21 protein-coding genes are annotated in these 24,366 nt (G+C 46.7%); 5 read left to right on the forward strand and 16 right to left on the reverse strand.

Going from position 1 to position 24,366, the window contains the following annotated elements; all coding sequences use genetic code 11:
* Positions 1–24 precede the first annotated feature (24 nt).
* The 14 genes from KOE27_RS06635 to KOE27_RS06700 form a co-directional block, all read right to left on the reverse strand.
* Positions 25–1,128, reverse strand: a complete 1,104-nt coding sequence (locus tag KOE27_RS06635; RefSeq protein ID WP_215238026.1) for a FecR family protein — start codon at positions 1,126–1,128, stop codon at positions 25–27.
* A 134-nt stretch (positions 1,129–1,262) separates the two neighbouring features.
* Positions 1,263–1,871: an RNA polymerase sigma factor gene (locus tag KOE27_RS06640; RefSeq protein WP_215238027.1), complete on the reverse strand. Its 609-nt coding sequence runs from the start codon at positions 1,869–1,871 to the stop codon at positions 1,263–1,265.
* Positions 1,872–2,068: 197 nt separating this feature from the next.
* Positions 2,069–2,527, reverse strand: coding sequence for a RidA family protein (locus KOE27_RS06645; protein ID WP_215238028.1), 459 nt, complete (start codon positions 2,525–2,527; stop codon positions 2,069–2,071).
* Positions 2,528–2,562: 35 nt separating this feature from the next.
* Positions 2,563–4,041 carry a PQQ-dependent sugar dehydrogenase gene (locus KOE27_RS06650; RefSeq protein ID WP_229252669.1) on the reverse strand — a complete coding sequence of 493 codons (1,479 nt, stop codon included), beginning with the start codon at positions 4,039–4,041 and terminating at the stop codon, positions 2,563–2,565.
* An 18-nt stretch (positions 4,042–4,059) separates the two neighbouring features.
* The gene (locus KOE27_RS06655) at positions 4,060–4,485 is read right to left on the reverse strand and encodes a c-type cytochrome (protein ID WP_215238029.1); all 426 of its coding nucleotides are present in this window, start codon (positions 4,483–4,485) and stop codon (positions 4,060–4,062) included.
* A gap of 93 nt (positions 4,486–4,578) precedes the next feature.
* The gene (locus tag KOE27_RS06660; protein ID WP_215238030.1) at positions 4,579–6,321 is read right to left on the reverse strand and encodes a PQQ-dependent sugar dehydrogenase; all 1,743 of its coding nucleotides are present in this window, start codon (positions 6,319–6,321) and stop codon (positions 4,579–4,581) included.
* A gap of 71 nt (positions 6,322–6,392) precedes the next feature.
* The gene (locus KOE27_RS06665; protein ID WP_215238031.1) at positions 6,393–7,637 is read right to left on the reverse strand and encodes an amidohydrolase/deacetylase family metallohydrolase; all 1,245 of its coding nucleotides are present in this window, start codon (positions 7,635–7,637) and stop codon (positions 6,393–6,395) included.
* A 46-nt stretch (positions 7,638–7,683) separates the two neighbouring features.
* Positions 7,684–8,907: an aminotransferase class I/II-fold pyridoxal phosphate-dependent enzyme gene (locus KOE27_RS06670; protein ID WP_215238032.1), complete on the reverse strand. Its 1,224-nt coding sequence runs from the start codon at positions 8,905–8,907 to the stop codon at positions 7,684–7,686.
* A 213-nt stretch (positions 8,908–9,120) separates the two neighbouring features.
* Positions 9,121–10,698 carry a SusD/RagB family nutrient-binding outer membrane lipoprotein gene (locus KOE27_RS06675; protein WP_215238033.1) on the reverse strand — a complete coding sequence of 526 codons (1,578 nt, stop codon included), beginning with the start codon at positions 10,696–10,698 and terminating at the stop codon, positions 9,121–9,123.
* Between the two features lie 49 nt (positions 10,699–10,747).
* Positions 10,748–14,167 carry a SusC/RagA family TonB-linked outer membrane protein gene (locus KOE27_RS06680; protein WP_215238034.1) on the reverse strand — a complete coding sequence of 1,140 codons (3,420 nt, stop codon included), beginning with the start codon at positions 14,165–14,167 and terminating at the stop codon, positions 10,748–10,750.
* Between the two features lie 101 nt (positions 14,168–14,268).
* The gene (locus KOE27_RS06685) at positions 14,269–15,288 is read right to left on the reverse strand and encodes a FecR family protein (protein ID WP_215238035.1); all 1,020 of its coding nucleotides are present in this window, start codon (positions 15,286–15,288) and stop codon (positions 14,269–14,271) included.
* A gap of 67 nt (positions 15,289–15,355) precedes the next feature.
* Positions 15,356–15,898: an RNA polymerase sigma factor gene (locus tag KOE27_RS06690; protein WP_215238036.1), complete on the reverse strand. Its 543-nt coding sequence runs from the start codon at positions 15,896–15,898 to the stop codon at positions 15,356–15,358.
* A 267-nt stretch (positions 15,899–16,165) separates the two neighbouring features.
* Positions 16,166–17,275 carry a lactonase family protein gene (locus tag KOE27_RS06695; RefSeq protein WP_229252670.1) on the reverse strand — a complete coding sequence of 370 codons (1,110 nt, stop codon included), beginning with the start codon at positions 17,273–17,275 and terminating at the stop codon, positions 16,166–16,168.
* A gap of 44 nt (positions 17,276–17,319) precedes the next feature.
* Entirely contained in the window at positions 17,320–18,063 is a 744-nt protein-coding gene (locus KOE27_RS06700; protein ID WP_215238037.1) for a carbohydrate-binding family 9-like protein, read from the reverse strand.
* A gap of 248 nt (positions 18,064–18,311) precedes the next feature.
* Here KOE27_RS06700 and KOE27_RS06705 point away from each other — a divergent pair, with 248 nt between their 5' ends.
* The 3 genes from KOE27_RS06705 to KOE27_RS06715 all read left to right on the forward strand — a co-directional run bounded on the left by KOE27_RS06705 (position 18,312) and on the right by KOE27_RS06715 (position 21,473).
* Positions 18,312–19,847: an MFS transporter gene (locus KOE27_RS06705; protein WP_215238038.1), complete on the forward strand. Its 1,536-nt coding sequence runs from the start codon at positions 18,312–18,314 to the stop codon at positions 19,845–19,847.
* Between the two features lie 69 nt (positions 19,848–19,916).
* Positions 19,917–20,168 carry a DUF6814 family protein gene (locus KOE27_RS06710; protein ID WP_215238039.1) on the forward strand — a complete coding sequence of 84 codons (252 nt, stop codon included), beginning with the start codon at positions 19,917–19,919 and terminating at the stop codon, positions 20,166–20,168.
* Between the two features lie 123 nt (positions 20,169–20,291).
* A complete protein-coding gene (locus tag KOE27_RS06715; RefSeq protein WP_215238040.1) occupies positions 20,292–21,473 on the forward strand; it encodes a thiolase family protein in 1,182 nt (393 codons plus the stop codon).
* A gap of 9 nt (positions 21,474–21,482) precedes the next feature.
* Here KOE27_RS06715 and KOE27_RS06720 read toward each other — a convergent pair whose 3' ends face one another.
* The gene (locus tag KOE27_RS06720) at positions 21,483–21,986 is read right to left on the reverse strand and encodes a GtrA family protein (RefSeq protein WP_215238041.1); all 504 of its coding nucleotides are present in this window, start codon (positions 21,984–21,986) and stop codon (positions 21,483–21,485) included.
* 283 nt (positions 21,987–22,269) lie between these two features.
* Here KOE27_RS06720 and KOE27_RS06725 point away from each other — a divergent pair, with 283 nt between their 5' ends.
* Both KOE27_RS06725 and KOE27_RS06730 read left to right on the forward strand, forming a co-directional pair.
* Positions 22,270–22,785 carry a hypothetical protein gene (locus KOE27_RS06725; RefSeq protein ID WP_215238042.1) on the forward strand — a complete coding sequence of 172 codons (516 nt, stop codon included), beginning with the start codon at positions 22,270–22,272 and terminating at the stop codon, positions 22,783–22,785.
* A gap of 6 nt (positions 22,786–22,791) precedes the next feature.
* On the forward strand, positions 22,792–23,394 hold the full coding sequence (locus KOE27_RS06730) for a hypothetical protein (RefSeq protein ID WP_215238043.1): 603 nt from the start codon (positions 22,792–22,794) through the stop codon (positions 23,392–23,394).
* Positions 23,395–23,405: 11 nt separating this feature from the next.
* On the opposite strand, the gene KOE27_RS06735 is transcribed toward KOE27_RS06730, so the two are convergent.
* Positions 23,406–24,365, reverse strand: coding sequence for an SMP-30/gluconolactonase/LRE family protein (locus tag KOE27_RS06735; RefSeq protein ID WP_215238044.1), 960 nt, complete (start codon positions 24,363–24,365; stop codon positions 23,406–23,408).
* Position 24,366: the final 1 nt, after the last annotated feature.

Consider the following 24,366-nt stretch of genomic DNA (forward strand, 5'->3'; position numbering starts at 1 on the left):
ATGGGTTAGTTCCGGTTTATTTGCTTACATACATCCTTTGCTGGTAATGATGATGCTGGCATCCATTTGTTCGTATTGCGCACCAATTGTTTTACATATCAGATCGATCTTTTCAAAGAGTGGCTCATCAGAAAGCGTGGCAGTCAGAAAGCAATTGTTCATGGTTTCATTATCATAAATAATCTGAATCCCGTAAGATTTTTCGAGTGTGGCAAAGACAGTCGAAATGGGAGAAGCTTTAAAAATAAAAGACTGGCTCTGAATGGGTAATTCCAGAACAGCCGGGTCGGCTATCAGGCTTCTGGTGAGGCGTTGTTCTTTCGGCGCAAATACAATCTGCTGATTGGGGGTAAGCACCATCCCGTTCAGTTTGTTATCCGACTGCTGTGTGGCGAGTGCTTCGTGGGTCAGAGGGAAAACGGATACCTTCCCTGTTTTAACCACCACCTTCACATCGGTTTCGTTGTCAAATGCACTTATTTTAAAACTTGTTCCCAATACCTTTGTAGCCAGCGTGTTGGCATAAACAAAAAACGGTTGATCTGGCTTTTTGGCTACTTCAAAAAACGCTTCCCCAGAAAGAAACACCTCTCTTTTGCTACCGGCAAAACGGGTAGGGTAGGTGATCCGGCTGTTAGGCTGAAGCAGGATACTGCTGCCGTCTTCCAGGATAACCAGCTTGGGCAGGCTGGTATCATTGATGTTTTCCTGAAGCGGCTCCTGTATTTTGCTCAGGATCTCCTTGTATGTGCTCGTACTTTTTCTATTGAAACTCTGTCTGTTAAACCACCAGCCAACACTCAGGGCCAGCAGGATGGAAGCTGCAATACTGTACCATCTCGGGCGGAAGAGCCAGAAACGTGAAGGGCGTTTCCCCTCATTTTCTCCGATGGTCAGTGAAAGCCGGTAGATTTCGGAGGAAACCTCCTCGTCGGTAATCTGTTCAAAGTAGGACAGGGTGGAATCCAGGAATTTCCGGGTTCTTACGATAAGATCAGTTTTGTCCGGGTTCAGTTCCAGCCATTCTGTCCAGAAGAGGGTATCTTCCGGATTGTTATATAACACCCATCCTCTGAACGACGAATCAGCAGCAAGTTCCTCAGGTGAATAATTACGGTAATCAGGCATACGGATCCGATAATATTTTGGCGGAATTATTATAAGGATGCAATACTCTAGCGTGAATACTCTTCGGGAAGAAATTTTTTTTGTTATTCCTTGAAATACGAGAAGAACGTACTGTGGAATAATCGGATACAGCCTTAAAAAAAACAGGAGCAGGCGGCAATCAGATACTGTAGTATTGGTAATTGGGATTTCAGGGTGGAAATTGCCTTAAATAGCAAATTGGCAACAGACTGGCGGTTTACCTGCATGAGGTCAGCGATTTGTTCATTTTCCAGCCCTTCGTAATATTTTAAAAATACGGCTTCTTTCTGACGTTTGGGAAGCACATCCAACGCATTCCTGACCCGAATCTGATTTTCAGTTACGGCTTCATTTTGTTCAATTTGTGTTTCGGCATTTTCAAAGTCCGACAAATAGCCTAGGTTTTCGATGTCCAGAAATGTGTAAGCATTATTGCTTTTGCGGAATTCCTGCAGGACCTGATTACGAAGCGCTTTGAGAAAGTAAATGGTGACAAACTGAATGTTGATACCAGCCCTTTTTTCCCAGATGTGCATGAGCAGCTCCTGGATAGAATCTTTGACAAATTCCTTGTCGGAGGTAAAATTAAGGGCGTAATTAAACAGTGTACGATACTGTTTATCCGCGAGCTGGCAGAAGGCTACGCTGTCTCCTTCTCTGGCCTGTTGCCACAGATCCAGCAGCAACTCATTTTCAGCAACGATTCGTTGTCTCTTATTCAATTTTATATAGCTAGGTTAACAAAGAAACTGTTAAATCGTCATAATATGAAATGATCGAGGTATATTATTTTGATTGAAAAAATATAATCCTGATATTTTGCAGTTTCTCAAAATAAAAGATTGAAAAAATGCAAAAAGGTCCCGGCTGTCTGGAGCCGGAACCTTTTTACACTTGCACTTGCATAAGCCCTTTGCTACTAAATATAAGCGATACAATCGATCTCCACCAGAGAATCGCCCGGTACCCCGCCATACACCGCGACGGTGGTACGGCATGGTGGCTTGCTTCCGAAGCGGCCTTTGTAAGCTTCGTTCATTTTTTTGTAATCGTTCAGGTCATGAAGGAAAACGCTGCATTTTAAAACCTTTTCCATGGAAGATCCCGCCTTGATCAGCTCTTTTTCAAGCTCGTCCAGTACGTGTTTGGTATGTGCGGTAATATCACCTTCGAAGTGAGCACCTTTTCCTGCAACAAAAACCAGGTTGTTAAATTTGGTATGGCCTGAGAAAAGAGGCACATCCTGATACATTTCCACATCGCCTACCTCTTTTTCCGGAGCAGGATCAGCAATGGCTTTGGATGCAGCGCCAAGCCCTGCAACACCAGCTACCGAAGCAAATAATTTTTTAAGGATAGATCGTCTTTCTGTCTTCATGATTGTTGGATTATGGATGAATGTAAATGATAATATTAAGCTTTTTTCTTCTTTTTTGCCATTTTAGGGTCAGCCGGGAAGGTGATTTTCCATAAACTTCCGCCTGCTTTGTTACCGCCCTGCTTGCCGCCATATTCGATGATATAGACTACATTGCCTATCTGAAGTGCATCAGTGGGCGCTGTGAAACCTTCCACGATCCGCGTTGTTTTCACTTTATAGTTGTCCGTCGTTTTGTCATAAATCATGTCGAGGTGCAACAAGTCCTTGCCCTGCCTGCGAAGCGGGTTAGGATTAACCGCACCGTTACGGTTGCCACCGGCATACCTGATCACAAATCCGTCGCCCTGAAAATCTTTTGCAAGGGCTTTTTGGTTATCGAAAAACAAAGCGAGGGGAGAGGAGTGGGCATTAAACGTACCGACCGTTTTACCGGTGGTGTCTCCATCCATCACGATCCCCGTTTTCCGGTCGCGATACTCATTTGCATCAGGGCCAAGGTTTTGAACTGCGGGTGTAAAGTTTACGCCTACAGGCCGTTTGGGGTAATCGGGGTCATTATGGAAATATTTCATCAGCCAGGCAAAAGCGAACTTGCTGAGAAAAGGATCCGTCTCCGGATTGGGCTGGTAGTCAGGATATTGTTGTGGGTTGTCAATTCCGCCCATTACCCAGGGAAAGCCGTAATGATGCCCTTTTCTGATCCAGAACATATCTTCCGGGTGGTCATAGTCGCCGGAGTTGGATACTGCAAACAGATTTCCCTTTGGATCAAAGGCCATGTCATAGGCATTGCGGATCCCTTCAGCGTAGATATAGCCGTCTGCTTTGAGCTTTGCTTCATCGTCGGGCAGTACCAGATCTTTTACATCGATCGGGAACCTGAATATTTTTGCTGTCAGGGCATTGTCGCGTGCGTTAGGATATTCACCTCCGTTGTCCTGTACCTCGCCGTGGTCTGTGCGGGCACCGGTGTTGACAAAGATGTACTTCCCGTCCGGGCTGATTTCCAGTGCATTCCAGCCATGGTCAAAAGTTGTTTTATTAGCGCCATACTCCACCGTATTAAAAACGACCGTCATCACTGGCTTGGCAAGAGCGGGGTTCATATCATATTTCACCATACGCCCTTTGTTGCCCTTGTTATTGTTAACGTTAATATTCCCGGCCAGGAAAAGCGTGTTTTTGTGAAAAGCAGCGCCCTGCAGCCGGGTAATGCCATGATCTGCTGCCGAAAGCACTTTTTCACTTGTGGGCACGCCATTCACCTCTTTGATACGAAGCACATCTCCGAAGAAAGTAGTGTAATAAATTTCCCTGGTAACCGGATTTAGGATAATCCTGACGGCTTCGGGCTCAACTTTCATGAAATGCTCAACCGTGATATCGTTTCTGAGCGCTTTGGGTGGGGTAACAGCCTGTTCCTTAGGGGTCTGGGCGGTAGCGGCCGCCGGAGCCATCAGTGAAAGGGCCAGCAGGTAATTTTTAAAGGTTAATTTGTTTAATCGTTTCATCGGGTATGTGAACAGGAATTATTCAGTCTTTGACAATTTTCTTAAATAGGCCACCAGTTGCCATCTTTGCTCTGCTGAAAATACATCTTTGAAAGGGGGCATGTTCCCTCTCCCGTTGGACATTTTCCAGAACAGTGCGCCGTCAGATTGTCTGGTTACAAGGGTATCATGAAAATTCGCAGGTTTTTCGCCGAGGGCTCCTCCCGCGGCTCCATCGCCATAACCGCTGTCGCCATGGCAGGAAGCACAATAAAGGCTGAACAACTCTTCTCCGTGTGCCAATGTCAAAGGTTCGTCATGAAAGGGACTTTTAAGCGTATCGGCCCAGGCCGGAGCGATCCACGGTTCCCTGGCGTCTGATACATGCGGGGGAGAAACAAACCCAGCCATTGTTAAACCAGTGATCAGGATTAAGGTTGCGGCTAATTTTTGATTTTTAAGCATTTAAGGATAATTTGAAATGGGTATTCTTTCATTTGTTCCGAAATAGGCCGAAGAGCTATGCCCTTTATCCGGAAGAGTTTGTTAACGAGGGTATTACTTTGGTGCTGTTATGGTTTTTCGTACTCCGGCAACTTCTTCGGTACTCACGGCATCGGCTGAGTTACCAAAATTGCTACGGATGTGGGTCAGTACTTCTGCGATTTCCTGGTCCTTCAAAAAGCTATGTTGCGGCATAACATTGTTGTATGACTGTCCGTTGACCTCTATCGGCCCTTCCAGTCCTTTCAGTACTACTTCTATCAATCTTTTCTTATCGCCGGTTACCCAGTCGGACCCGCCAAGGGGAGGGAACCGCTGAGAATCACCTTTTCCGTTTCTTTGGTGGCAGGCAGCGCAGTAAACGCTGTAAACCTTTCCTCCTGCAACAGGTTTGTCTTTATCCAGATTGTCTTTCACAACGTCCGGAGTACGGATATGAGACATCGTTTTACGTTTTTCCATCGAGGCCAGAGAGGCCTTGGTGAACTTTTTCTTGCTGCCTTTGTATGTGATTTTCCAGATTTTTCCTTTTTCGGTCTCGGCTATATATATGGATCCATCGGGCCCCATGGCGATACCCATCGGGCGGTATTTTGCATCGCTGGTGTTCACAATGGGATCTACACCGGCAAAGCCATCCGCAAAAACCTCATATTCGCCCGAAGGGTTACCGTTTTTAAAGGGAACAAAGCCGATGAAATAACTTGCCTGCGGATAAGGAGCACGGTTGGTGGAGCCGTGAAATGCAATGAAGGTGCCATTTTTGTAATGATCGGGAAACTGGCTGCCCCTATAGAAGAGCATGTCGTTTGGTGCCCAATGGCCGGGAAAACCGATCAGCGGTTTTTCATACTGGTCGCAACGGCCCACAATTTTACCATCTCCGCCATATTCGGGAGCGAGTAATTTTTTGCCCTGCATCTGGTCATAATAACAATAGGGCCAGCCTGCATCGGTTCCCTCTTTTAATCTTAAAAATTCTTCGGAAGGCAGCACGGCACTTTGCCAGGGAGTGAAGACCTGCGGCCAGAGCCTGAGCAGATCGTCCCGGCCGTGTACCACCGCATACAGGTTGTCGTCCTCGAAATTCCAGTCCATTCCCACCACGCTGCGGAGGCCGGTTGCATACCTGCTGCCATCTTTCTGCGTCTGTCCCACCTTATTGGCATCAAAGCGCCATATCCCGCCATGGTCCTCCAGTAGCGGACAGGGGTCAATACCTACGGAACCTGGGGTGCGGTTTCGTTCCTGGCACGCGTTGGAAGGTGCACCAAAAGCAACGTACATATTACCTTTGGTATCAAAAGTAAGCGGCTTGGCAATGTGTTCATGCATGCCGTGCGGGTGATCGTCGGTCAGTATGATTTCCTGCGGACTTTCCGGTACCAGCTTTCCGGGAGTCAGTTTATAACGGTATACGATCAGTTCCGAACTGAAATAGAGGTATCCGTTATAAATACGCATGCCCGTACCGTAGGCCCTTTCTTTGGCATTTCCTCCAAAACGTTTGATGATATCTGCGCGCCCATCGCGGTTGGTATCCCGCAGGGCAATAACGGATTCATTTTTATCGGCAAAACGGGCCTTCACGTAAATATCGCCATTGTCGTTGACAGCCAGGTGGCGGGCTCGGCCCGGAAGACTGTCAACGACAACGGTGGCTTCAAATCCTTCCGGTAAAAAAAGACCTCCGTTTTTGCTGTTTACAGCTGGTAATTCTTCAGTGCCTGGTCCCGTAAAACCGGCTGCCACAATCAGAAGAGAAGCTGTGACAAATTTTAAATTAAATGAAAACATACTTGATCAAGCGGGTTGAAAAATAAGGAAGGATTCAGGCATAACCACGCTGCCTGAATCCTTTTCTATCTTTAATAAACCGGCGTAGCGATGCCGTTGAGGTCGTAAACAATTTTGCCGCCCATGATGGTCATCTCACATTCCAGTTTTTGTTTGCCTTCCATCTTGTAGCCGGTTTTGTCATAAAAGCCAAACTTTCCATTCCTCATTGAGAAAATGGCTACGTCTGCAATAGCATTTTCAGAGATATGTCCCAGGTTTTCGCGATGAATTACCTGGGCGGGTGTCCAGGTACTGGCCTTGATCACCGATGGCAAATCCCAGCCCATTACGTAAAATTTGGACATAACGCTGAGCATGTCTTTCATTGAGCCGTTCATACTGCCGGTATGAAGATCGGTGCTGATGGTGGATGGATAAAATCCCTGTTTAAGTGCCGGAATGGCCTGCGAATAATTGAAACTCGCACCACCATAACCCACGTCGAACACGATCCCGCGTTTTACGGCATCCCATACGAATGGTTTGACCTTCGCAGTTTTTTCATCTACCACAGTTTCACGGATATCGCCGGGAAGAAGTGTGTAAACATGGGTGAAGATATCTCCTGGCCGCAGGTGTTTCATAAAGAGCTCTTCCAGGGAAAGCGGGGGAGTACTTCCTCCAAAATCCACGATTACAGGCATTTTAGCTAGTTTTCCGGCAGCAACAGCATTGTCAACCGGTTTCCAGTCACGGCCCTGGAAGTGAGCTACTTTAAAACCCACCACATCGTTTTTATTACGGAGGGCCACCGCCGCAGCCAGCTGAGGATCCATATCACTGGTATCCTGCTCATAATCCCCTCCACGCATACCCTGGCCCACAATGTTCATGAAGGAGAGTACCCGTGTTTTGGAATTAAAGATGATGTTCTTTTTGAAAGTATCAAAGTTGGACCAGCCCGCTCCACCGCAGTCTACAATGGTTGTAACGCCAACCCGGAAGGTATATCCGTCCGGAGCCAGCGCCACAAAACCGTCGCTCAGGTAATGGTTGGGCTGCGTACCCGCAAAAACGTGTCCATGAATGTCAATCAGGCCCGGTGTAACGTACATGCCTTTGGCATCCACCACCTGGCGTGCTTCTTTGGGATCAATATTTTTGGCAATTTTTTTGATCTTACCTTCGAAGATACCCACGTCCATGATGGCATTCAGGTTGTTTTTCGGATCAATCACCGTTCCGCCTTTGATCACAATACTATATGTCTGGGCCTGAACTGAAAAAATAGCCAGGCATAACAGGCAGCAGGTCAGTAAGGATTTTCTTTTCATGATTTAAAAGATAAGGGTCAGGGGTTTTCTGTTCACTGAAAACGGACTAAACAACTGCTTTCGAAAATTCCTCTTTGAGCCGCGCAGCCACAATTTTGTCCTCACCGGCTTTCAGCATCCAGGTGGTGATGGTCAATGCATTATTTCCTGCAGGCATAAATTCTATGGATGGATTTCCGTTTCTGAGGTTTTCCTGTAAAGCTTTCACGGGAAGGTTCACTTTGGCCATATCCCAGGTGATCTTAAGCGTAGGGGTGTGGTTGCCCAGTTCGGGCGTAAACACCTCCGTGGTAATTCCGTTGACACTTTTTGCAGCTTTTTCGATGGTTGCAACACGGTCCTCCCACATTTTCCATTCCTTCTTGTGGTCCATGTTTACGAATTTCTCCAGGGCCACATACATACCCAGTATTTCTTCCTTATTCACCTTCATTCCACGACCAATGGTTGATCCGCGCGGAGGCATGCTCAGCCGGGCAGCAGCGATCAGGTCTTTTTTACCCATGAGTATACCTGCGCTCTGCGGTCCTCTCATTGCTTTTCCGCCTGATACGCATACAAGATCAAATCCCAGATCATTGAAACGCCACAGGTTCTCTACCGGCGGTACATCGGCAGCCATGTCGATCATCGTAGGTATCCCATGGCGCTTGGCAATTTTCACCCATTCTTCATGTTTGATCGCTCCCGAGTCGGCCTGGATGTTAAGGAACCACATCATGGCCGTTTTTTCATTGATGGCCTTTTCAAGTTCATCAACCGTTTCAATGTAAACAATTTTGCAGCCTGTGTTGGTCAGGGCGTGGGAATAGCCGATGTTATGGCCTTTTTGGATAATCACCTCTGACTTCATGCCGGTACCTTCCAGGTGTGGCAAGGCTTCCACTTTCTTTTGGTCCATGCCGGTCAGTACACCTGCTAGTCCAAGGGTCAAGGCTGAAAAGCAACCGGCTGTTACTACTGCCGATTCGGCGTGGGTAAGTGCGGCAATTTTTTCTCCCACTTTGGTCTGAACTTCGTCCAGCATCATAAATTCCTGTGCAGCTCCCTGGATGGTCGCTACTACTTCGTCTTGCATCAGGGAGCCGGTCATGGCTGTGTAGGTACCGGCGGCATTAATGAACGTCCGAATGCCTAGTTCCTTGGCAAGGTTGCGTACGGGTACTTTGGTTGCAGCGGATGCAAGCGGGTTAAGGCTGTTTTCACCCAAAACTCCACCCAGTAAAGGCAGGCTGGACAGATGTTTAATGAGGTCTCTTCTGTTAATCATGATTGGTAATGGACAGCGTATTCAAAAAATACGATTGGTTAAAATTTTGAGATAAAAAGTTCCAGATTAAAGATGAATTTTATATGGGTGAATACTCTTTAAAATATTAATATTTTTTAAATTTATTTAAAATGTAATTATAAAGTTTGGTGAATTCTGGTTTTGTTTAACTTTTATTTTGTTGTTTCAGGTCTAAAGCACACCTTTTCAGCATTAGTTTTTATCCCACCAAAGTGGCGTACTTGCCTTGTCTGGCCCGCCCAAAAGGGAAACAGCACCTTCCATAGCCGCAGCATTGTTGGTATACTCCTGCTGCAGGAAAGGAATTCTTCTGGGAAAACGGGTTGCAGGTACATCGGTATTAACAGAGTTAACCACCGTATATAGTTTAGGCAAACGCGTTCTGCGGAATTCGGCCCAGGCTTCTATGCCGTCAGGATACAAGGCCAGCCATTTCTGAGTGGCGATCTGCTCTCTTTGAATAGCCTCCGTGGCGGCCCATTTCACGGTAATACCGGATAGTGCAGGAGAATTCTGCTGGTCGGCAGGTGCCACCGGTGTATGGTTACTTGCGATATAATCATTTACCACCTGGCCTGTAATACCCCATCCTTCCATCGAAGCCTGGATACCTTTTTCATAGAATTCGCGGGCCGTTCCGGTTTCTGTATTCCAGCCGTTCAGGGCTGCTTCTGCCAGCAGGAAATAGGCTTCTGAAGTGTGCATAATGTCTTGTGCTACGGCCAGCTGCCTGTCCCATGCCGAACCTTTTCCTGTGTTTCTTATCCAGCGGGTACCTATGTTGGAGTTGTAATCATTGGTATTGAGTGTCTGGGTAAGCTCCGAGGAGCCAAGCCCGTTGCGCAGGCCTTCATAGGTTTTGGTGGTGAAAGCCGGTTGGAAATAGATACCGATCCGAGGGTCCTCAAAGCCTTTCAGTACCGACTCCATGGCTGCGCTCATGCGAAACTCGCCCCAGCCGGAAATGAAGGAAAGTCCGTTGTAATCACTCCCGATTAGATTTTTGGTCATCATGGCGTTGTCTGCCAGGGTGGCTAAAAGTCCTCCGGCAATGGCTGCCTCAGCTTCTGTTTTTGCTTTGGCGGGATCAGCCTTTGAGATACGCAAAGCCAGGCGAAGCCGAAGGGTGTTGGCGAATTTTATCCATTTTGAAACATTTCCCGCGTAAACGATGTCGTAGTTACCATAAGGCGTTTCCGAGGTTTTACCTGCCAGAATGGTTGTTGCTTCCGCCAGCCGTTTGAAAAAATCGTCGTAGATATCCTTCTGAGCATCATATTTTACAGTGCTCGGCGCAATAGCCGCTTCGAAATAGGGAATGGGACCGTAATAATCCGTTACACGGTGAAAAGCGTAGACCCACCAGATACTTGCCAGTGCATATTGGGAAGAGGAAGGGGCTACCTCATCAAAAAGTTTCCTCAACTGGGGCGCAACCTGTGTGTAGATGGGATTCCAGTGGCTGTCGATCCAGGTGGGGTGCATATAGTACCTGTCGGACTGGAAGTTAGGTGTTGTGGTTGCATAGTACTGCGCATATAAATCGGCGAACAGATTTTGAGCTGTCTGGTAATTACCAGCCGAGTAGGATGCCTGTTGCTGGGCACGGGCAAATAAATAGGGAAGTTCGGCGTCGGTGAGTTCGGTGAGTGCTGTTTTACTGGTATTAATCTCGTCAAAATCTCCGGTACATCCTGCCATTACGCCTGCTACTCCCGCCAATACAGTTACTGCCGCAATTCTGATATATATTTTCGTGACTAATTCCATAGGTCTTTAAAAATGAAATTTCTGATTAATATGAATTTCATCCATGATGCTAAAATCCTAGTTTTAAATTGAGTCCAACCGTTCTGGTGGATGGCAATGTTCCGTATTCCGCCCCCTGGTAATTGGCAGAACCCAGGTTAACGTCCGGATCAAACGGCAGTTTACGTTTTTTCAGACCGGGAATATCCATCCTGGCGCTGCCTCTGTAAAAGAAGAACAGGTTGCGGGCTGTAAGTGACAGCCGGGCGTTTTTAATAAACAAACAGGCCGGCGTTGGAATATTATATCCCAACGAAAGCTCTCTTAGTCTCACGTTGGTAGTATTATACGCAAAGAAACCACCCCATGTATAACGTCCCTGAGATACCGTTTGCCAGAATGTCTCGGCGGTGATGGGTACTGTGTTCTGTTCTGAGGTAACAACGCCATCGTCGGTTTCCACTACGGCCGGAAGTATCCAGCCTCCTTCGCGGTTTTCTTGTGTATACTTCGCCGTTCCGTCATAGGCCAGGTTACCATCTGTACCTGAAACCATTGTTCCGCCCACCCGTCCGTCGATCAGGAAGGTAAGCGTAAATTTCTTATAGGCGAAGGTGTTAGTGAAACCGAAGGTGAACTTAGGGTTGAAATTTCCTACAATGTTGTCAAATGAGGTCTGCACCGGAAGCCCCTTTGAGTTTACTACGTAATGGCCGTTGGCGTCGGTCTTCCAGCCATAGGCCTGCAGGTCGCCATACGATTTGCCTTCGCGTACGATAGCCGTAGTGGTGCGGGTATTTCCGCCCAGGGTCGCCGTTTTGATACTCGGGTGCAGCTTGATTACTTTGTTTACATTCCGGGCAAAATTGAGGGAGGCGTCCCAGGTAAATTTCCTTCCCCTGAGCGGAGAGGCCGACAAGGTGAGTTCAAAACCGTGGTTGTTGATCTTTCCCGCATTAACATACTGGCTGGTGAAACCGGTCGGACGGGCGAGGTTCAGTGTGAGCAACTGGTTGACCGTGTTACTGTTGTAATAGGTAAAGTCGATGCCCAGGCGCCTGCCGAACATGCGGAGGTCCAAACCGAATTCCGTTGAGGAAGAAATTTCAGGTTTGAGGTTTTCCGCAGGTTTGGTGGTATTTCTGGAAATGAACCCTCCGGTACCGCCTTGCGAGAAATTGTAGGTTTGTGAAAGGCTATATGGTGATGCATCGTTGCCTACCTGTGCCCATGATCCCCTCAGTTTCAGAAAGCTGATCCAGGAGGGAAGCTCGAATGCTTCGGAAAGAATGGCATTCGCGCCGAAAGAGGAATAGATATAGGAGTAAGGCTTCGGAAGTGTGGACGACCAATCGTTACGTATCGACGCGTCCAAAGTGATGAAATCACGCAAGGAAACGGATGCCGTACCGAAAACATACTGAAGTTTCTTTTCGGAGAAACCTGTGATCTGCGTTAAAGCGGAGGCAAAGGAAAGATCAAAACGGTTCGGAACCGAAAGTCCGGTTGTGCTGGCTCCTACCTGTGAGAATCGGTTATAGGTTGAACCCGCCCCAAAGTTGTACGTCACCGTGAGGTCGTTTCCGATGTTATTATGGCCAGAAAGGATCAGGTCCATGTTTCTTTCCAGCTGCTCACCGGTGTAGTCCGAAAATGAACCACCGGTACCTGCAAACAACAGCGTACCGGCAGCGTAACCGAAATTGTAGCGGTCGGCGTACCAGTCGTAACTGATCCGGCCCTGCACATTGAGCCAGTCGGTGAGGTTGTACCTGGCTGACCCCAGGACGATGACCCGATTCCTTTTTTCTGAAGCAAAAGTTTTGTTCAGCGTCCAGTAGGGGTTCATGTAAATACTCGAGCTGGTCCAGTAGGTAGGCTGTCCGTTTTCATCCTGATAGGTATTGTAAACATTATTCAGGTCCACACTGCGAGGAACCTTGTAGAGGTTCATGGTTACGGAGCTTTCCTCACCGGAGCGTGGTTTGTTTTCAATACTCTGATTGGTATAGGTAACTTTGGCATCTGTTGAAAAACGCTTGCTGATTTGTGTATTTAGCCGAAGGTTCATGCTGTGGCGCATAAGCTGGTTGTTCGGCAGGATGCCCTGGTTGTAATTATTGGTATAGGACAGGTAACTCTGTACCTTGTCGGTACCGGCCGAAATTCCAATGGAGTTGTTAGTTGCCACCGCATCACGAAAAAAATCCCTGATGTTATCGGGATAGGTAGTGGCCTCGGCACCCCAGCTATATGGTGAGTTGGAACTGGAAATGCCTCCAGCACCCTGCCCGAATTGATTCTGCAGGCGGGGTAATAAAAATGGTGTTTCAACCGAAACACCTGAATTGATATCGGCAGAAATTTTTCCGGCCTTGCCTTTTTTTGTTGTGATCATGATCACACCGTTGGCTGCACGGCTGCCATACAGTGCAGAAGCGGCCGGTCCTTTCAGTATGTTCAGTGATTCAATATCGTCCGGGTTGAAGTTGTTGGCCCCGTCACTGCCATTGATACCCCCGAAATCTCCGGTAACCTGACTGCGTACCGTGTTGTCGACAGGTACTCCGTCAATGACGAACAGCGCGTTGTTATTACCTGTAATGGAACGATTACCGCGCAGGATCACGCGGGTGGCAGAGCCCGGGCCCGAAGAACTTTGGGTGATACCGATCCCGGCAATCTTGCCCGAAAGTGTATTGACGAAATTGGGATCCCTTACGTCCGTCAGCTGTTTCCCGTCTATTTGCTGGGTTGCATAGGTAAGTGTTTTTGCGTTACGCTCAATTCCCAGAGCGGTTACCACTACTTCCCCAAGCTGTTTCACATCTTCGTTTAATACCACATCAACAACATGGCGGTTCTCTACGGCAATTTCCCGGGTAGTGTATCCAATGGATGAAAAGATCAGGACAGCATTGTCATCAGGAATGGCCATTGTGAAATTTCCGTTACCGTCCGTTGAGGTTCCCCGGTTTATTCCTTTGATCACAATGTTGGTTCCCGGAACGGCTGAGCCGGTAGCATCCTTCACGGTGCCATTTATTTCCCTGGTAATATGCTGCTGCGCTGCTGATGGAACCGAAACTGGCTGCGGAGCCTGGCCGGTGGCTCCAGAGGCCGGTTTGCTGCTGATGATAATATTGTTATTCACCTGGGTATACCCCAGGCCCGTACCGTTTAGTATCAGTTCCAAAACTTCTTTAACGGGTCTTTTTTCGAGAGATACAGATACCCTTTTCTTTCTATGGATCCGCTCAATGCTGGTTATGAACTTAAAGTCGCTCTTTTTCTCAATCGCTATAAATGCATTCTGGAGAGTAACGTTATGTAGGTGTAATGAAATTTTGACATCTTCTATACTCTGCATTTTGCCGGATCCCACGGCAGTGGAACGTCCGGTACATAATACTGAAATCAATAGAAAACCAAGAGATTTCCAATGCCCGACGCAGGAACCGGATCGCTTGGTAAATGTCTGTTTTCTCATTCTTTCGTATTAAAATAAATAATTCTGATAAGAGGGATATCGAAATTACAATGCGTTAAATTACATAGCTCCTTCGAGAAAATCTTAACGTTTTCCGGCCACTAGTGGCAGACCCCGCCAGTAATAATGACTTCGTCTCCTGAGATTTTGTAATGAAAGGAATTGGATATACTCAGCAGTTTCAATATGTCCGCCAACCGGGCGTCTCTGTTAAAGCTGGCCATGACACGGCACCCTCTGAGTTTTGAATTCAAAATCCTTATTTTTTTTCCATACCGGTCTTCCAAACTTTTTGCTACCTCTTCGTAGGTGTTGTCCCTAAAAGCAAGCGGGTCAAGTCTCCAGGCAGCAATATTATTCAATCTAACGATGCTTGTATACGTTTGTGCATTTTGCGTGTCTACCACCAGTTTTTGCATTGGTGTAATTTTGCTTGAAGCAGGTACCGAGCCATTGATACTCTCTGTATTTACTTCCACTTTTCCTGTCATAACGGAAACCTCTCCGTCTTTTTCATCCGGATAGGATCGCACATTGAACGAGGTACCCAATACCCGGGTGGATATCCCTTTACTCTTTACGATAAACGGTTTCTCCTTGTTTGGCTTTATTTCAAAAAAGGCCTCGCCCACCAGCGTAACCTCCCTGAGATCACCTTCAAATACTACCGGGTAGGTCAGAATACTCTTTTTATTCAGCCAAACGGTAGAGCTGTCCGGAAGTGTTATTTTTATTACATCGTAATTTCCGGTCACTTTCTGTTCAAACGCAAGCGCTGGCCTTGCAGTAATCATCCCTTTGTAAAAATTGAACGCAATGCCCAGGATCAAGATAATGCTTGCTGCCATAAACCAGGCATTTGCGCTTATGCTCAGTATCCTGTTCTCTGCTGCCTGCTGTTTTTGCGCAGCCATCCGGGAATGGAGTACATGAAGGCCGCGTTCAAGGCTGAAACTATTATTCTCAGGAATCTGCTGATTGCGCCATGCACTTTCCAGCTGCTGGAACAGCAGATGATTTTCCTCGTCTTCCAGCCATGTTTCCATGAAAGACATTTCGTCCAAGCTGCATTCGCCTGTTAAGTATTTGGCGATTAAAGGCCATGGTGTTTGATCTGACATGAATAACTGGCTTGCTGAAATTAGGACAAATAAAAAATGGCGGTACCCCTATCCGCGCCGAATTTTTTTAGATAAGATGAGTTTTCTGGAGAAGCTTAAGTTGCTTCAGCGCCTTACCCATTTGATTTTCAACTGTTTTGGAAGAAAGGGAAAGGATCTCTGCAATTTCGTTGTACGTAAACCCTTCAAACCGGTTTAACTGAAATATGGCCTTTCTTTTTTGGGGAAGTATATTGATCAGGTTGTGGATATTGGATTCAAATTCCTGGTACATGAGGGTTTCTACCGGGCCGGGCGCATTTTCAATGAGATCGTCACTCAGTTCATCCATTACATTTTTTTCCTGTTTCATGTAATTGATGCTGGTGTGGCGGGTCGCAGTGAAAAGGTAGGATCTCAGGTTGCGGTCGATCATGAGTGATTCCCGCTTTTCCCATATTTTGTAAAAGACATCTGCGACAATCTCTTCTGCCAGATCATTCCGGCCTGTGAAATAAGATGCAAACCGGCAAAGAGAATTATAGTACTTTTTAAATAAAGAATCCAACGCCCTGCTGTCACCCTTTTTGATAAGGGCGATTAGAAGTAAATCATTTTGGTTATTGATCATAAATTAACTTACTGTTGCTTAAACCAATTTCAAATGCTTCTCCAGGTAAATTTGCCGGGGTGGTTTGGATTCATGCAGTTATCCGGATTTTTATATGGCTCAGAATAAAAATAGTGTCATTTAATTCTGTATACTCCATTGTTGGGCGAATAACAACCTACGATTTGTTAAAATTATAAAAGTATATTCAAAACGAAGTAACACGCTGTAAAATTTTCTTGTAAATTTTTTACAGCGTGTTGGCCTGATTGGGTAAAAAGGCAGTGCTTACTTCAGAAAGTATTGTTTCACGCATACCGGAGTAGGCACGCTGATCTCCTTTCCAGTGTACGTTAGCTGGCCGTTTCCAGTGTTCCGGTTAAAGAAAACCACATTGTTATTGTCGCGGTTGGTCACGATTGCCAGCTGGCCTTTTTCATCAATCATGAAGTTTCGTGGATGTTTTCCATGGGTATCTGCGTGTCCGGCAACGGTAAGTTTACCGGTAGAGGAGTCCACGGCATAAATAGCCAGGCTTTCATGGCCCCGGTTGGAAGCATAAAGGAATTTGCCATCCGGTGAAAAATGAATATCTGCGGCGTAACTTTTACCAGAAAAATCAGCCGGCAGCATTGTTACTCTTTCCAGCGGTACAAGCGCCCCCGTACCCTTTACGATCTTGAAGGAATTAACCACTGATGCCAGCTCACAGGCAGAATACCCAAAGTTTCCATTCGGGTGAATGGCAAAATGCCTAGGACCATCACCGGCTTTTACTTCCGCAAATGGAACCGCCGCAGGTGTTAGCTTTCCGGTTTTCTGGTTAACGGCATATACCATAATTTTGTCAATACCGAGGTCAGACGCGTAGATATACCTGCCGTCGGCAGAGGGGATAATCGAGTGCATGTGAGGTTTTTGGCCAGGTGCTCCCTTGTCCTGGATGGTGTCGGCGAGGGCACCGATGCTGCCATCTTTTTCGAGCAGATAAACGGCCAGGTCGCCGCTTCCGTAGTTGGAAACATAAATAAAACGGCCCTTGGGATCCACGCTGACGTGGCAGGGGCCTCTTCCCTGAGCGGGTTTGTCGTTAATAACGGATAATTTTCCGGTAGTCTGGTCAATGGCATAGGCCGAAATGGTACTGTTACCTTCATTGGCCGAATACAGGTACTTTTTGTTCGGATGGAATTCAAGAAATGAAGGGCTGTTCTTATTGACGAGTACCTGTAGTTCTTTGAATGACAAATTCTTCCGGTCAAATTCGTAAACATATATCCCTTCTCCCTTCTGAGTGTAAGTACCTACGTACAGTATTTCCCGGGTTTTCTGTGCAAGTGTGGTCATCATGCTGATGATCAGGAAACTAATTGCTAGAAATATTTTTCTGGTTATCATGGTATTGGAATAAATAGTTTGGAATAAATAGTTTGGAATGAATCTTATTCGAAAATCAGTGTGCCGAATTTCTGGAATTCGTGGAAACTGCCGCCGGTTTTTTGCCAGGAATAATATGCGGTTTCCTGGTCGTAATCAATACGATAGAAGTTTCCTTTCCAGCGGGTGCCTGATACCGGCACCGAAGGAATCATAGGGTTCATGAGCCTGAAGGGGATAAAAAATTCGGCTTTCCATCCTTCCACGGCTGCCATGCTTTTCCTTTGTCCGCCCTGGACACTGGTGGCATGCTGTACTTTGTTGCGTTCGTCGTAATGCCAGGGCCGCCATCCCTGGATGCCGCCTTTTAAATGAGGTACCAGGATAACCAGTTCATAATCAAGTGGTGATATTTCATATTCCAGGTAAATGGGTACGGCGGTGTCAGGCCAGAGAAAAACTTCCACAACGTCTTCCTTGAACAGCGCACCAAAATCTTCCAAGATGGTTGCGGTCAGTTTTTTATCCTCATTATCAAATAGGAAATACATTCCTTTGTCGGAATAAAGGATTTTGACACGTGAGGAAAACTGTCGGCCCGGCTGTTTTTGACCTGGTCCGTTCTGTACGGCGATGTTAAACCATTGCGCTGCGGACCAGTTGGGGGCTGTGCCTTCACCATTTACGGCAAAGTCGGTTGTTTTTTTGATCAGCAGGGTAGAGTCGGCGCTGCCGGCAAAAACCGGATTGCAAAAACTTCCAATTCCTATCGCAGCAAGCGACAGTATTGAAAAAAAACTTTTAAGCATTTTTGATATTTGGTAAGAGTTGGGACGCAGGAGCGTTCGGGACCGGCAATTTCATCAGGTTTTTAGATATTACCAAATGGCCGGGGGAAAATGAGATAATTTTCGAAAATGCAGCTTTTTGCTCTATTACATGAGTAATGAAGGGGGGATCCTGTCTTATTCCTCTAAATTCATTTAATATTCCCGTCCAAACCGGTCTGAAGGACGAACCTTACCTACGTTATTTATCCTGACCCTTTTTAAAACCAATGAGTTCAAAGAAAGACAATGTGACGCAAAGCATTACACAGGTAATTGCTGCATCATCCCTTGGTACCCTGATCGAATGGTACGATTTTTACATTTTCGGCAGCCTGGCCGTTATCATAGGCAATCAGTTATTTCCCAGTGACGCGGGCGCTTCGGCGTTGATCAACACACTGGCTATTTTCGCAGCCGGATTTATTGTGCGTCCCTTTGGTGCTTTGGTTTTCGGGCGGCTGGGTGATCTTATCGGCCGCAAATATACTTTCCTGCTTACACTTGTGCTCATGGGAGGTTCCACATTCCTCATTGGGCTTATCCCTTCTTATTCTAGTATCGGATATGCAGCGCCTATCCTTGTGCTGATCTTACGGCTTGTACAGGGGCTGGCCCTCGGAGGCGAATATGGCGGAGCGGCTACCTATGTGGCTGAACATGCGCCAGCGGGGAAACGCGGTTTTTTTACCAGCTGGATACAAACTACGGCAACGCTGGGCCTATTCCTTTCACTTGGCATTATAGTACTCACCAAAAATATCCTGGGTGCGGATACTTTCGCCGACTGGGGTTGGCGGATTCCGTTTCTGTTGTCGATCCTGCTGGTGGGCGTATCCATTTATATTCGGATGAAAATGCATGAGTCCCCGGTTTTTACCAAACTGAAATCGGAAGGAAAAATCTCATCCAACCCGCTGAAAGAAAGTTTTCAAAAGAAAGCCAATTTTAAAATGGTACTGCTGGCGCTTTTTGGTGCTACCATGGGGCAGGGGGTAATCTGGTACACCGGCCAGTTTTACGCTCAATCGTTTCTGGAAAACACCTGTAAGCTTGATTTCAATGAATCTAGGTATATTTTGCTGTGGGCCATTTTATTTGCGACTCCGTTTTTTGTTGTTTTCGGATCATGGAGCGACAAGGTGGGCAGGAAATGGATTATGCTTACAGGGATGTTACTGGGTATCGTGTTCTATCGGCCTATATATCAGTATTTCATTGATGCCACCAATGTGAAGGAGTTTGAAAAAACCGAATTGCTGAGCGAATCAACACCGGTTATTACGCGGGAGGTGGTGAAGGGAGGACTTGATTCTGTCATTACTTCGACCTCCTCTAAAGTCCTCAAAAACGGCATGACATTTAAAGAATCTACCATCACCGTGGTTCCGGAAGATGTACTGGCCCCGGTACCGGCGGTTCAAACGGTTATCAAGGACGTTACCCTGTCCGACTCCACCTTTACGGTATTTATTCTGCTTGTATTTTTTCAGGTATTGCTTGTAACCATGGTGTATGGCCCCATTGCGGCATTTCTTGTGGAGCTTTTCCCCACACAGATACGGTATACTTCCATGTCTCTTCCGTATCATATTGGTAACGGTGTTTTCGGCGGTCTGGTGCCTTTTATTGCTACGCTGGTTGCATCATTTCAGGGTTCCACGCCTTTGTCAGGCTTATGGTATCCGATCGGCGTCGCGGCGTTGTCCTTCGTGATCGGAGCGGTTTATATCAGCAACCGTGTTGATCGTAATGTGATGGATTAATGACCTTCTCCAGGGAATGACCGTCTGTATTTTTGTAAAACCGAAATTGATTTTAATACTGAACATATTATGAATAATATCAAGAAACTTTTAGGCCTGGTGTGGATGCTGTCGGGGCCGGTTATCATTATCTTTCTGATTCAGCAGGCACTGGAGAAAATTGGAGCGGCTACGGAAGGTATTGCCCGTACCAACACCAGTCTTCAGTGGGGGATCATTATCCTGATCTTCATCCCGATATGCGCCGGATTGGTAATCTTCGGGTTTTATGCCTGGAAGGGTGAATATGACCGCTTGCCGGAGAGTTCTGAAGAGCTTTAAAGCTTAGCAGATTGTTAATGGTGCCTTCACATCAAATGGTGTGAAGGCATTTTCTATTTACAAAGGTTGTTATTTAGGGGGATATTAACTTACTTTCCCGGCAGTCATCTGATATTACCATTTATGAAAGACGAAGTTTATATCCTTTCCGCAGCCCGCACACCAATCGGTAGTTTCAACGGAGTATTGTCCTCGGTACCGGCAGGGAAGTTAGGAGCGGTTGCTGTAAAAGGTGCGCTGGAGAAATCCGGTTTACAGGTCAATGATGTTCAGGAAGTGTTTATGGGGAACGTAATTTCGGCTAATCTCGGGCAGGCACCCGCCAGGCAGGCTGCACTTTATGCAGGTTTGCCTCCGGAGGTGATCTGTACAACTGTCAATAAGGTTTGTGCTTCTGGGATGAAAGCCTTTATTTTTGGTGCGCAATCTATTCAACTGGGAGATGCAGATGTGGTGGTCGCCGGGGGGATGGAGAATATGTCGCAGGTACCGTACTATCTGCCAAAAGCCCGGACCGGTTATGGTTATGGGAATGGAGAAGTGGTGGACGGCTTGCTCAGGGATGGCCTGACCGATGTATACGACCAGCAGGGAATGGGTGTTTGCGGTGACCGCACGGCTACGAAATACCATATCAGCCGGGAACAGCAGGACGAGTTCGCGATCCGTTCTTATCAAAGAAGTACCAAGGCAAGTGAGGAAGGCTATTTTAAAGAAGAAATTGCAGGCGTGGAGATCGCAATGAAAGGTGCTACCTCCGTTGTAGATACCGATGAGGAGTACAAACGTGTGAAATTTGACAAGATACCTTTTCTGAAACCGGCGTTTTCGGCGGATGGAACGGTGACGGCCGCCAATGCGTCCACCCTCAATGATGGCGCGGCTGCACTGGTCCTGGCATCCGCTGAAATGGTGCAAAAGCATCATCTGAAGCCCATGGCCAGGATTGTAGCTTATGCGGATGCCGAGCAGGAGCCCATGTGGTTCACAACCACTCCGATTCTTGCTACACAGAAGGTACTTAAAAAAGCAGGATTGTCCCTGGGTGACATTGATTATTTTGAGGTGAATGAAGCTTTTGCCGTGGTGGCGCTGGCCTATATACAGGAGCTGAAACTGGATGTTAACCAGGTAAATATATTGGGAGGGGCCGTTTCGCTGGGGCATCCGCTGGGTGCATCCGGTGCCCGGATTATCACAACGCTGTTGTCCGTCCTGAAGCAGAAAAACGGGCGATATGGCCTGGCAGCGATCTGTAATGGCGGCGGCGGTGCATCGGCAGTTATTATTGAAAGATTGGGTTAAGCCTTCCGCTTAACGGATCAGTACTTTCAGGCGGTTGTAAAAACCGGTACTTTTAAAAGTGAAGGTTTTATGAAGGATATAGTTACTGATGAAACTAAAACCCATACCGGTGAGATAGGAGCCCATTTCTGTAACGTTCACTTCCTTTTTAGCGAATGGAAGTTTTACTTTGTAAATTTCCATACCCAAATATTCCGTTGCAAGTTTGAAGGAACCCACGGTAAACAGTTGAGTGACCGCCAGTGAAATTAAGGCAACCATAAAGAATTTTACCATTTCTCTTCTTGTCTGATTGCTTTTACGAGCATCAAACGCGAACAGTTTGGTAAGGATAAAACCGGCTACAAAACCGACCATATAAGAAGGGATGATCGAGTCGCTCCATGATATGTCGAACCAATCCTGAATTAAACTACTGGATACCAACTGTATTACGGCTCCCGTTCCAGCGACAAGAAAATAAGCAATTAAGTCTTTGATATTGAAGATTTTACTATTCCGCTGCTTGGTCACTGTGTTGCTGGTTGGTAAGAAAATTGCTAATTCGGGCTCAATATTAGAAAGAAATTACGGAGCGACCAAAGTGGCTTTGTAAATTTGATTTAAAGGTAAAGCACAAATTACCAATCGGAAACGGAGTGACCGTTATCGTTTCTCAGGGTCAATAGGATGTCAAATCGCTAAACCTGACGACCGTGGACTGTTTTTTTTGCCTTGTTTTAATCATACTTTAAACCATTCTTCATCCGGTGATTCGGTGTCCGCCGGACATCCTTGCCAAATTAAAAAACACATTATGAAAAGAATATTTTCTATTATCAGTATATCGATCTTATTGGCATTTTCTGCCGAGGCACAAACTAAAAAATGGGCGGTTGGTTTCGAGGTAGGGGAGCCGGTGGCTGTCAGTATCCGTAAATATGGTGATAAAAATGGCCTGGACGTCAGTATAGGAACTTATACCGGTTTGTTAAAAGGCAAAAGGGAATACCGGAAAGGGGAATATGCCAGCGTTGGGTTCATGTTTAACGCAACCTATCTATGGTATCTTCCGTTGATGAACCAGCGTATGACGGCTTATGGCGGAGTAGGTGCTCAGATCAACTCAAGACGGTATTTCCCGGAGCCCAAAAATAAGGATGTGCATGAAAATACGATATCCACGGGGCCTTCGGTTACCCTGGGTCTTGAATTTTTCTCGGCTCAGAAGCCATCTTCTTTTTTCATTGAAGGAGGCGGATACCTTGAGGCCTTACCGAAAATATTTTATTTCAATCCAAATCTCAGTATTGGGGTGAGACATAACTTTTGACAATGTATGATGGGACAAAAAATATTTCCTGCTGCCATCGCATTTTTATGGCTGCTGACGGCTTGTACAGGTGTGAGAAAAGTGTCGGGTACCCTCACCAAATCCGATGAAAAGAATAACAGCCGCTATGCCGGGCATGGCGATTACCTGAACCGACCGGATACCGCATCGGCTCCGCCGGTCAGGTATAAGCCATTACTTGCGGAGGAGAGTAAAGAGGATAGTAAACATGCCGGGAGTAGTGATACTTACCGGCGCGATTATGCGCGGATTTCGGAAACAACAGCGCCGGGGATAACTGAAAGTAGTAAGGAAGGAGGTTCCGAGCGGCTACTTGTGCTGCAGTATCAGGAGATGGACAGGCTGGCTGATGTGGTGCTGTATGAAATAAGTGTGGTTGAAAAAAGGTGGGATATGCTGATAGAACAGTATAAAAACGCCTCTGTGCCAGAAAGGGAGCAGATCTCGCGTGAGCTGGAAAGCTTGGATACCCGCAAACTTTCTCTGTACAAAGCCTATGTGAAAATTTATAAGGAAGGTAAAAACGACTGGCCAGCTACGAAAAAACAAGTAGAAGAAATACTTTTGGTACTGAGGGGAGTGAAATGACCCCGCGACCTTTACCAGCCAGCCCCTTTTGTGTTGGTTTGTACGCGGCAGACATAACTGTCCACGGTAAGATACAAAACGGAACCGTCATTTCCCCACGCGCAGTTTGACGTAAGTTCGCTCATTTCGAGGCGGCCGAGCAACTTTCCCTGGGGGTTCAAAACCAAAATACCTCCGGGTCCGGAGGCCCATAAATTTCCGTCCCTATCAATTTTTAAACCATCCGGTAATCCTTTCAGTCGCCCGCTTTTTAACATAGGTGTGGCGTCGTACAGCAGTTTCCCTACGCCTATGTGGCCATCGGCAGTTACCGGGTAAGTCATATAAATCGCTCTTTCGGGGTCAGACTGTGCCACATACAAGGTTTTGCCGTCAGGCGAAAAGGCAAGCCCGTTGGGTCTGGTGAGGTCTTTAATCTCCATGCTCACTTTCCCGTCAGGTGAAAGCCTGTACACCCCGAAATTGGTAATTTCCCGGCTGGGATCATCGTGCTTTTTCTCCAGTCCGTAGGGCGGGTCGGTGAAATAGTAACTTCCGTTTGAATGCTGTACTACGTCGTTGGGGCTGTTGAAACGTTTCCCTTCGAATTTATCCGCCAAAGTTATTTTACCCCCTTTGGTTAGTGGCATGGCAGATATTCTCCTGTCACCATGTTCGCACGCAATAAGCCTACCCTGGTCATCAACCGTGAGGCCGTTGCTGCCCGGCTCGTCACTGTAATATCCCAGGCCGGTATATCCGGAAGGTTTCAGGAAAACCGAAAGGCCCTCCTTTTCTTCCCATTTGTATATCACATTTTTGGGAACATCCGAAAACAAAAGGTAATTGCCGTTTTTAATCCAAACAGGCCCTTCCGACCAGTCGAAACCACTTGCCAGTACCTCTATCCTGGCATTTTTCGAGATCAGTTTTTCAAAGGCAGGATCTTCGGCGATGATTTTACCAATGGTAGGATATGTTTTCTGTGCCATT

Source organism: Dyadobacter sp. CECT 9275 (assembly GCF_907164905.1).
In the GTDB taxonomy this organism is placed as follows: domain Bacteria; phylum Bacteroidota; class Bacteroidia; order Cytophagales; family Spirosomataceae; genus Dyadobacter; species Dyadobacter helix.